Source organism: Microbacterium sp. zg-YB36 (assembly GCF_024623575.2).
In the GTDB taxonomy this organism is placed as follows: Bacteria; Actinomycetota; Actinomycetes; order Actinomycetales; family Microbacteriaceae; genus Microbacterium.
On sequence record NZ_JANJFD020000001.1, the window covers coordinates 671015 to 681440 of the forward strand.

The window sequence follows — 10426 nt, forward strand, 5'->3', positions numbered from 1 at the left end:
CTGCCGGGTCACTCCCCGCCGGTCTCCTCCGCCTCACTGAGCTGCAGCAGCGTCTCCACCGCGGCGGTCAGGCGCTCGTCCGCCTCAGCGAACGCGGTGAGGTCGCCGGCCTGCAGAGCGGCCTGGCGATCGCTCATCGCCTGACGCGCCTGCTCGAGTGCTGCCTCGTAGTCAGCCGCCGGGACCGCCGGTGCCTCCGGCTCTGCCGGGGCATTCGGGTCGGCCGGCTCGGCCGGGTCGGTCGGGGTGACCCCCTCGTCCCCGGTGCTGGCACCGGAGTCGCCGCCGAACAGCACGTCAAGTGCCTCCTGCAGGGTGTCCTCGAACGCGACCTGGTCACCGAAGCCGACCAGCACCTTCTGCAGCGTCGGCAGCTTCGTGGCTCCGGAGGACTGCACGAACACCGGCTGCACGTACAGCAGACCGCCACCGACCGGAAGTGTCAGCAGGTTGCCGTTGAGCACCTGCGATTGACCCTGCTGGAGGATGTTCACGAACGACGACACCTCGGGATCGGCGTCGAAGGTGTTCTGCACCTGACCCGGGCCGGGCACCGGGGTCTCGGCATCGACCACCAGCATCCGCAGCTTGCCGTAGTCGTCAGCCTTCACGCCTTGCTCGCTGCCGGCGTCCGAATCGACCGCGAGGTAACCCATCAGCACGTTGCGGGTGTCCTCACCGCCGGGGATGAAGGTGGTGAACATCGAGTAGGCCGGTGCTTCCTGACCGGGCATCTGCATCGTCAGGTAGTACGGCGGCTGGAGCTGGCCGTCATCCTGGGGGTCGTCCGGGGTCTTCCATGCGTTGTCGCGCTGATACAGCGACTGCGCGTCGTCGACGTGGTAGTTGCCGAGCATGGCCCGCTGCACCTTGAACAGGTCGGTCGGGTAGCGCACGTGACTCATCAGCTCGCCCGACATCTCGTCGATCGACCCGACGGTCGTCGGGTAGATCTTCTGCCACGCCTGCAGAAGCGGGTCTTCCTCGTCCCACGCGTACAGCTTCACCGAGCCGTCGTAGGCGTCGACGGTGGCCTTGACCGAGTTGCGGATGTAGTTGATGTTGTCCAGCGCGACCGTCGGGGTCGGGTTGGTCGAGTCCGAGATCGCGTCGCTCAGGCTCACCGTGGACGAATACGGGTAGTTCTCGCTGAGCGTGTAGCCGTCGACGATCCAGACGATGCGCCCGTCCACGACGCTCGGGTACGGGTCGCTGTCCAGCTCGAGGTACGGCGCCGCCTTCTGCACGCGGGTGAGCGGGTCGCGGTCGTAGAGGATCTGCGACTCGTCGTTGATGGCATCGGAGAACAGCATGTCCGTCGCCTGGAACTTCAGCGCGTAGATGAGGCGGTTGAACATGTTGCCCACGCTCGGGCCGCCGTCGCCGGTGAAGGTCGTCTTCGTCTCGTTGGCGCCGTCTTCACCGCTGGGGTAGTCCAGCTCGACGGGGGCCCGACCCTCGGGCGCACCGACGATCGAGTAAGGCGGCGAGGTCTCACCGAAGTACACGCGCGGCTCGAAGCCGTCGCCGATGTCGCTGAGCTCGCCACTGACGGGGATGCCGCGTTCGATGAAGACCGGGTTGCCGTCGGCGGTGCGCTCGTTGCCCTTGGCCGCGACCATGCCGTAGCCGTGGGTGTAGACGAGACTCGTGGTGTACCACGATGCCGCGTTTCCCAGCTGGTTGAGGTTGAGCTCGCGCACCGACACCACGGTGTCCTGAGACTGCCCGTCGATCTCGTACCGGTCAACGTCCAGCGGGTCGGTGAACTGGTAGTACGAGCGGTACTGCTCGATCTGGCGCACCGTGGGGTTGATGATCGCGGGGTCCATGATGCGGATGGAGGCGGTCGTCTCGGCATCCTCGCGCAGCTGCCCGGGTTCCACGTCCGTGACGGCCTCGAACTCGGTGCGCTCCAGGGCGTCGATGCCGTACGCGGCCTGGGTGGCCTCGAGGTTGCGCTCGTAGAACGGCATTTCCAGCGTCTGCTGGTTCGGGCGCACCTGCACGTTGAGGACGAACCACGGGTAGGCCACGCCGACCACCAGCGACGACACGATCAGCAGCGCCGTCGCGATCAGCGGGTAGCGCCAGCGGCCGATGACGGCGGTGACGAAGAAGAGCACCGCGACGAGCACCGCGATGACGGCGAGGATCGCCTGACCGGGGATGATCGCGTGGACGTCGACGTAGCTGGCACCGGTGATGCGATCGTTGTCCTGCACGAGGTTCTTGTAGCGGTCCAGCCACAGGCTCACCGCCTGCAGCAGCAGGTACAGGCCCGCCAGCACCGCCAGCTGGATGCGCGCGGACTTGGAGATGCGCAGCTCCCGCTGGCCCACCCGCACCGAGCCGTACAGGTACGACACGACCGCGGTGACCAGCAGGCACACCAGGACGACAGCGGAGATGAACCCGAGTGCTGCCGAGTAGAACGGCATGGCGAACAGGTAGAAACCGGTGTCGAGACCGAACTCGGGGTCGGTGGTGTTCGTGGCGACGCCGTTGGCCCACAGCCACGTGGTCTCCCACTGCGACGAGGCGGCGAAGCCGGCGAAGAAGCCGAAGAACACCGGGATGCCCCACATCGCCAGGCGCCGCAGCGGCTCGACGACCTCCTGGTAGCGGTCCAGCTGAGAGCTCAGCCGCGCGTACACGGGGCGCAGGCGATACGCCAGCTGGATGGCGACCCACACCGGCACCGCCATGCCCAGGAACCCGATCGCGAACATCGATACCCGCGCGGTCCACTGCGTGACCAACACGCTGTCGAAGCCGAGCTGCTCGTACCAGAGCCAGTCCGCATAGAGGGTCGAGAACGCGAAGAACGCCACCACGAGCGCTGCGATGACCGCGAGGGTGATCGTGATCGCGCGTCGTGAGGTGCTCGGCGTGGCCTGATTCGGCGCTGAGGTGGTGGTCACCCTGCAATCCTAGGCGTCCGGGTTCTGAGGAAACGCCGAGGAGATGCCGGGGACATGCTCAGCAGACTCAGGGCGTGCAGGTAGGCAGCGCCTCCAGGTCACCGTCGTCGCGGACCGTCTCGAGCACCTCGAGTGCGTCGTCGAGGGTCGCCACGGCGAACACGTCCAGCCCGTCGGGCACGTGCCCCACGACCTCGCCGCAGTTCGCTGTGGGCGCGAGGAAGATCTCCGCGCCGGCATCCTCCGCCCCCCACAGCTTCTGTCGGATGCCGCCGATGGGCCCGATCTCGCCGGCGCCGCTGATGGTGCCGGTGCCGGCGACCTGCGCGCCGCCGTTGAGTTCGCCGGGGGTGAGGGTGTCGATGATGCCCAGTGCGAACATCATGCCGGCGCTGGGTCCGCCGACGTTGTCGAGCTGGATCGTCACGTCGATCGGGAAGTCGTACGCGTTCATGAGGGTCACCCCCAGCAGCCACGCCGTCTCGCCGTCGATCTTCTGCTCGGCGGGCGTGACGGACACGTCGCGTTGCCGGCCGTCGCGCTCGATCGTGAGCGTCACCGGTTCGCCGGCGGCCTCGCCGACGATCTCGCGCACCTCCACGGCGTCGGCGACCTCGCGCCCCTCGACGGCAAGGATGACGTCGCCCTCTTCCAGCACGCCGTTCGCGGCCGAATCTTCGGTGAGGGAGTACACCGTCAGCTCGGCGCCGATGTCATAGCCCAGTTCGCCCAGCGCGGCGGCGGTGGCCTCCTGCTGGGAGTCGATCATCATCGCCGAACTCTGTTCGTTGCGCTGCTCGGTGGTCTGCCCGACGGGGAACACCTCCTCGATGGGGATCACCGCCCGGGTGCGGTCGAACCACGCCAGGACGAGCTCGAACCACGACGGGGGGTGTTCCCGGTTGCCGACCACCTGCACCGTCAGCAGATCCAGCGCGCCGTCGGTGGGGTAGGTCTCGGCCCCCTCCACCGAGATCAAGGGAACCTCCTCGCCGTCACCGGTCGTCGCCGTGCCGAGGGTGTCGTACACCGGGCCCGGCTGCTGGATGACGTACGCGGTGGGGAGGAACGTGAGGGTCAGCAGGATCACCAGGGCGACCACAAGGGACCAGATGCCGGCGATCATTCCGCGCGGCGGCTGTCGCCGGGGGGCCGGAACGATCGTGACGTTCTCATCGAAGAGGGCCAACGGGGGGCCTTTCTGTGCCGGGTCGTTCGCGACCGGCGAAAACGTGCCGGGTGGTGCGAGTCAAGGGTGCCACTAGCGTAGAGCGGGACACCCCCCACCTGCTGAAAGGCACCTGACATGGCCGACGGCGAAGACCGCTCCCCCGAGGACGAGTTCCAGGAGCTCATGCGCCAGCTGTTCGGCGGACAGCCCGGCGCGATCGATCCCGAGCAGCTCTCCCGGCTGTCGGGGCTGGGCATCGACCCCGCCATGATGCAGCAGGTGATGCGGCATCTGCAGGGCGCGTTCGCGAACGCCCCCGCGGAGGGCATCTCGTGGGACATGGCCAAACGGCAGGCGCTGCACATCGCCAACCAGGACGGGATGGGCATCACCACCGGTGAGCGCACCGACCTCGGCGAGGCGTTCTCGCTGGCGGCGCTGTGGCTGAGCGAGGCGACGACCGTGCCGGAGCTCACGCAGCCGCCCCGCACCCTCACCCGCGGCGGCTGGGTCGAGGCGACCCTGCCGGTGTGGCAGGAGCTGGCCGAGCCGGTGGCCCTCAGCATCGCCGACGCCTTGACGGCGGCGCTGGATGCCCAGGTGCCCGAGGAGATGCGTGCCATGGTGCAGGGCGCCGGGCGCCTCATGCGCACCGTGGGCGGGTCGCTGTTCGCCGCCCAGCTGGGAGCGGTGGTCGGGCGACTGTCCACCGAGGTGGTCAGCGGCGGCGACGTGGGCCTTCCGGTCATGCCCGCCGGCGACGCGGCCATCCTGCCGCAGAACTTCGCCGACTTCGGCCGCGACCTCGGCATTGCCGACGATCAACTGGCGCTGTACCTGGCAACGCGCGAACTCGCCCACGCCCGCCTGTTCCGTCACGCCCGGTGGCTGCGGCTGCACGTCATCTCGCAGGTGACCGACTTCGCCCGCGGCATCCACGTCGACACCGAAGCGCTGGAAGACCTCGCGTCGCGGTTCGACCCGTCCCAGCCCGAGGAGCTGCGCCAGGCGCTGGAGAGCGGCGCGCTGCTGCCGCAGCGTTCCGAAGCGCAGACGGCGGCACTGGCGCGTCTGGAGAATCTGCTGGCCCTCATCGAAGGCTGGGTCGACGTCGTCACGGAAGCCGCCACGACGCGGCTGCCGGAAGCGCACCGCATCACCGAGGTCGTCCGCCGCCGCCGTGCGGTGGGCGGCCCGGCCGAGCAGGCGCTGGGGTCGCTCGTGGGACTGGAAGTGCGCCCGCGGCGGCTGCGCGAGGCTGCCGCGATGTGGCGGGCCGTCACCGACGCGGTCGGCATCGCCGGCCGCGACGCGCTCTGGGATTACCCCGACCTCATGCCCAGCTCGGAGGACATCGACGACCCCGCCGCGCTCGTGGCGCGACTGCAGGCGCACGCCCGCGGCGACGAGCCGCAGCGCGACGCGATGGACGACGCACTCGACGCGCTGCTGAGCCAGGCGGCGGACGACGCGTCCGCCGACAGCGCGGATTCCGGCGACTCCGGCGGCTCCGGCAGCGCCGGCGAGGATTCGGGCGATCCTTCCGGCGACGACCCGGCCGGTCCCCGCCCGGTCTGATCGGGGTCTCCTCCCCAGCCATCCCTCGCGCCGTTCCGGCGTGAGGTCTGTGGACAGCGCCGCCCAGGCGGTCACCGGGCGGCGCACAATCGGGGCATGCTTCGCCTCAATCCCCTCCACCCGCCGCTGTGGCGCAGCGACACGAGCCTGCAGTTCGGTGCCGCCGGCCTCGCCGTCGTCGATCCTCTTGCCCCCTGGCAGACAAGGCTCATTGCGGCGCTGGGCGACGGCATCCCCTCGTCCGCATTCGACGCGTGCGCGCGAGCGTTCGGCGCGGATCCGAACGAGGCGGCGGCGTTCCGGCAGCTGCTGGAACCGGTGCTGTGCGAACGCGACGACCCGCCGGCGCCGGCAGTGCGCCTGGAGCTGCCCCACGATCTGCCGCCGCTGCTCGCCGACACCCTGATCGACGCGTTCGCGGAGACCGGGGCGGATGCCGAGGTGTCGCCGTGGTGGGATCTGGCGTCGCTGCCGGTGCCCGCCGGAACCCCGGTGGTCGCCGTGGCACCCCACGTCCTCGACCCGCGACGATCGGCACGGTTCATGCGCGACGACGTGCGGCACCTGCCGATCGTGCTCGCGCACGACCGCGTCGAGGTGGGCCCGCTCGTCGTGCCGGGGGTGACGCCGTGTCTGGCGTGCCTTGCCGCCCACCGCCGCGACGACGACCCGGCGTGGCCGGCCATCGCCGCCCAGCTGCTGATGCTGCCGGCGCCTGCGACGCCGCGCAGCATCCTCTACGACGCGGCGATCCTGGCCCGGCGCATCGTCAGCTCGGGCTCTCGCTCCGTGTCGCGCTCTGTGACGATCCGCGCCCGGCACGCGCGCCCGACGTGGCACGAGCATCGACCACACGAAGAGTGTCGGTGCCGATCTCTCGCAGGAAGCGGGACACCGACCTCTCGCGTTGTCCCATTCCCCGAGCCCATGACAGCGACAGTGTCCGCGCGGCGCGCGTGATGCCGACGTAGGCCAGGCGCCGCTCCTCGTCGATGGTCTCCGGGGTCGTCGCGTAGGAAATGGGCAGCAGGCCTTCGGCCAGCCCCACCAGGTGGACGTGGTCCCACTCCAGGCCCTTGGCCGCGTGCAGGGTCGCCAGCGTCACGGTGCGCAGCGACGGCTCGTGCTGGTCCTTCGCGCGGGCGAGCAGGTCGTCGGTGAAGCCGCGCAGCGTGGTGCCCTCCGGCGACTCTTCCGCCAGGCGCAGGATCGCCGCCCGCGCCTCCCAGGCGTCGCGCACCGCGCCGCCGGCGGGAGGCGGCTCGTCGCTCAGGCCCGACCGGCGCAGGATGTCGCGCACCGTCGGCAGGAACGCCGTCTCCAGCGGGGCGACGGTCGCCGCCCGCAGTTCCAGCAGCGCCTGACGCACCTCCGGCAGGTCGAAGAAGCGCTTGCCGCCCAGCACGGTCGCGGCGATGTGGCGTTCCGCGAGGGCTGCCAGCAGCGGTGCCGACTGCGAGTTGGTTCGATACAGCACCGCGATGTCGTGCGGGTCGGTGCCGGCGGCGATCTGCGCCGCGATGGCCCGGGCGACGCCGGCGGCTTCGGCCGCGTCGTGCGGGTAGGTGGTCGCCACCGGCGTCGGGCCGGGTTCGGCGCCGGAGGCGGCGACCAGCGTCAGCGCGCCGGGGCGATCGCGCATCAGGTCGTTCGCGACGGCGAGCACCGCGGCATCCGACCGGTAGTTGCGGTCCAGGCGCACGACTCTGGCATCCGGATGCCGGTCGGCGAAACCGAGCAGGAACTGCGGGTCTGCCCCCGCGAACGAGTAGACGGTCTGGCTCGCGTCGCCGACGACGCACAGGTCGCGTCGGTCGCCGAGCCACAGTTCCAGCAGCCGGTTCTGCACCGGCGAAACGTCCTGGAACTCGTCGACGGTGAAGTGGCGGTACTGCTCGCGCACGGCGGCCGCGACGTGGGGTTCGGCTTCGATCATGCCCGCGCAGGCCAGCAGCACGTCTTCGAAGTCGAGCTGATGCCGCTCGTCCTTGAGCTTCTCGTACGCGCGCTGCAGGTCCACCACCTGCTCCAGGTCGAGCCCGGCGACCCCGCGCGGGCGGGCGATGGCGTAGTCCTCGATGGAGCGCATCGTGACCTTGCGCCACTCGATCTCCGCCGCGACGTCGCGCAGCGCCGCCGGGCCCGGGTCGAATCCCAGACCGTCGGCGGCATGGGCGAGGGCGCGTACCTTGCCGTTGACGATCGACGGCGCACTGCCGCCGGCCAGCTGCGGCCAGAAGAAGTTCAGCTGCGCCAGCGCCGTGGCGTGGAAGGTGCGGGCGGCCACTCCCGGCACCCCGAGCGCGCGCAGCCGGCCGCGCAGTTCGCCGGCGGCCTTCGTCGTGAAGGTGACCGCCATGACGCGGCCAGGCGAATACGCGCCGGTGTCGACGCCGTGCGCGATGCGGTGCGTGATGACGCGGGTCTTGCCGGTGCCGGCACCGGCGAGCACGCACACCGGTCCCCGCAGCGCCGTGGCCGCCTTCAGCTGGTTGTCGTCGAGTCCTGCGAGCGGTTCGACGTTCACGCGAGTCCCTCGTGCCATTGCGTGATCAGGCGGTGGGCGATCGAGGCGGTGCCGGGCAGCAGCACGTCGCCGCCGCCGGCGAGGGCGGCGCCGATCTCGTCGCGGGTGAACCAGCGCACCGCCACGATCTCCTCGCCGTCGGCACGCGCCGCCTGCTCGTCATCGGTGACGGCGTGGAAGCCGAGCATGAGCGAACGCGGATACGGCCAGCCCTGGGAGCCGGCGTAGCGCAGCTGGGCGACCCGCACCCCGGATTCCTCCTGCACCTCCCGCACCACGGCGGCTTCGAGGGACTCGCCCGCCTCGACGAATCCGGCGAAGGTCGAGTACCGGTTCTGCTGCGCCCACAGCGCGTTGGAACCCAGCAGCAGCCGCTGCCGGTCGGCGCTGGTAACGGCGACGATGACGGCCGGGTCGGTTCGGGGGAAGTGCTCCCGGCCGCATCCCTGGCAGGTGCGCGCCCAGCCGGCCGCGTGCACGCGGGTGGCCGCGCCGCACGCCGGGCAGAACGGTGCGTCCAGCAGCCAGCGGCCGAGGCTCAGTCCCGCGACGAACACCGCAGCATCGTGGGAGACGAGGTCGCCGCCCACGGCGCGCAGCGCGCCCCACCGCCCGTCCGGCAGCGGCGCGTCCACCGGCAGCGCGGCCAGCAGGAGGGCGACGCCCTGCGCGTCACGGCCGAGGAACGCCCACTGCGCCTGGTCTGCCACCTCGTTCGGGCTCAGGAACCGCAGCGCGGTGTCGCCGGCCAGCGGCGCACGGTCGCCGTGGACGACGAGCACACGGGTGCCGGCATCGGCTCGCGCGGCGTCGAGCAGGCCTTCGGCGGTGCGCTCCTCGGCGGCACGGTCCCACTCGAGTGGGGCGGTCGCGGGAGCCTGCGAACTGTCGGGCACCGTCATCCAGGACCTCTCTTGCGGGCGTGGCGCGGGGGTGTCGGAGCGCACGCGACCTACCCTTGGGGGCATGGCACGCTCACCCCTCACTCTAGCCGCGTCCGTCACGTCGGCCCTTCCTCGGGTCGCCGTGGTGGGAGTCGGCGAGCTGACGGAAGGATCGACCGGTCGCTTCGATACCGCCGTCGCCGATCTCGACGACGGCCGCCGCGTCGTGGTGCGCGTGCCGAACTCGCCGGAGGCCGCCGAGGAGCTCGCCGCCCAGGTGCGGGTGCTGCGTGCGCTGTCGGCGGGCGTGCGCGGCGTGCTGCCCTTCCGCGCCCCCGAGGTGCTCGGCGAAGCCGGCCTCGGCTCCTCCCGCGTGCTGGTGTCCGACCTGCTTCCCGGCTACCGCGTCGAGGCCGGCCACGTGCCGCCGGGCCCCGGGGTGGCCACGTCGCTGGGCGCAGCGCTGGCGAACGTGCACGCCATTCCCGTCTCCGTCGTCCGCGATGCCGGGCTCCCCGCACGCTCCCCCGCGCAGGTGCGCGACGAGGCCGAGCGTCTGCTGGACCGGGCGGAGGCGACCGGGCTGCTGCCGTTCGCGCTGCTGCGCCGGTGGAGCACGGCGCTGGCTGCCGAGCAGCTGTGGCGCTTCGAAGCGGCCGTCACCCTCGGCGGTGTCGAGCCGACCGCGTTCCTCCTCGAGGACACCGATTTGGGCCCGACCGTCACCGGCCTGCTGGACTGGCATGGCCTGAGCGTGGGAGACCCCGCCACCGACCTGCGGTGGCTGGCGTCTGCTCCCACTGCGGCGGATGCCGTCTACGACGGGTACCTCTCCAGCGCCCACCGCGCGCCCGATGCGCGACTGCGCGACCGTGCCCGGCTGTACGCCGAGCTCGAGTTCGCCAAGTGGCTCGTCCACGGGCACGCCGCCGGCAGCGAGAAGGTCGTGGCCGACGCGGTCGCCCTGTTGGAATCCCTCGCGGAGGGCGTCGGCGAGACCGCGCTGGTCTCGGCGGATGCCGTGGACGTCGACGACGCGCTGGCCCGTGTAGGCCGCATGTCGGATGCCACCGGTGAGATCGTCGACACCTCGATGCAGACCGACACCTACGACCCGTCGCTGATGTCGATGTTCACGCAGGACACCTCCGAGGACGACTCCCACCCGGCCGACCAGGTGACCCAGCCCATCGAGCTGTCCCTGTTCTCGCCCGACGAAGCGGCGACCGAGCCCGCCGCCCGCCCGGCGGTGGACATCACCGAGCAGTCGGATTCGCACGAGCAGGACCGCGACGACAGCGCGCGCAATGCGCTGCGCCGCTGGACAGCGACCGACTGACGC

6 protein-coding genes are annotated in these 10426 nt (G+C 71.1%); 2 read left to right on the forward strand and 4 right to left on the reverse strand.

Annotated features, from left to right (window positions below; all coding sequences use genetic code 11):
- Window positions 1–8: 8 nt before the first annotated feature.
- Entirely contained in the window at window positions 9–2924 is a 2916-nt protein-coding gene (locus NQ151_RS03395) for a UPF0182 family membrane protein (protein ID WP_257508600.1), read from the reverse strand.
- Window positions 2925–2991: 67 nt separating this feature from the next.
- On the reverse strand, window positions 2992–4113 hold the full coding sequence (locus NQ151_RS03400; RefSeq protein ID WP_257527012.1) for a YlbL family protein: 1122 nt from the start codon (window positions 4111–4113) through the stop codon (window positions 2992–2994).
- A 117-nt stretch (window positions 4114–4230) separates the two neighbouring features.
- On the opposite strand from NQ151_RS03400, the gene NQ151_RS03405 reads away from it, so the two are divergent.
- On the forward strand, window positions 4231–5673 hold the full coding sequence (locus NQ151_RS03405) for a zinc-dependent metalloprotease (RefSeq protein ID WP_257527013.1): 1443 nt from the start codon (window positions 4231–4233) through the stop codon (window positions 5671–5673).
- Window positions 5674–6442: 769 nt separating this feature from the next.
- Here the strand turns inward: NQ151_RS03405 and NQ151_RS03410 are convergent.
- Together NQ151_RS03410 and nudC are read right to left on the reverse strand one after the other, a co-directional pair.
- Window positions 6443–8200 (reverse strand): ATP-dependent helicase, encoded by a 1758-nt coding sequence (locus NQ151_RS03410; protein ID WP_257527014.1) that lies wholly within the window; start codon window positions 8198–8200, stop codon window positions 6443–6445.
- On the reverse strand, window positions 8197–9102 hold the full coding sequence (gene nudC / locus NQ151_RS03415) for an NAD(+) diphosphatase (RefSeq protein ID WP_257527015.1): 906 nt from the start codon (window positions 9100–9102) through the stop codon (window positions 8197–8199). The genes NQ151_RS03410 and nudC overlap by 4 nt, the downstream gene beginning before the upstream one ends.
- 64 nt (window positions 9103–9166) lie before the next feature.
- On the opposite strand from nudC, the gene NQ151_RS03420 reads away from it, so the two are divergent.
- Window positions 9167–10423: a phosphotransferase gene (locus tag NQ151_RS03420; protein WP_257508595.1), complete on the forward strand. Its 1257-nt coding sequence runs from the start codon at window positions 9167–9169 to the stop codon at window positions 10421–10423.
- Window positions 10424–10426: the final 3 nt, after the last annotated feature.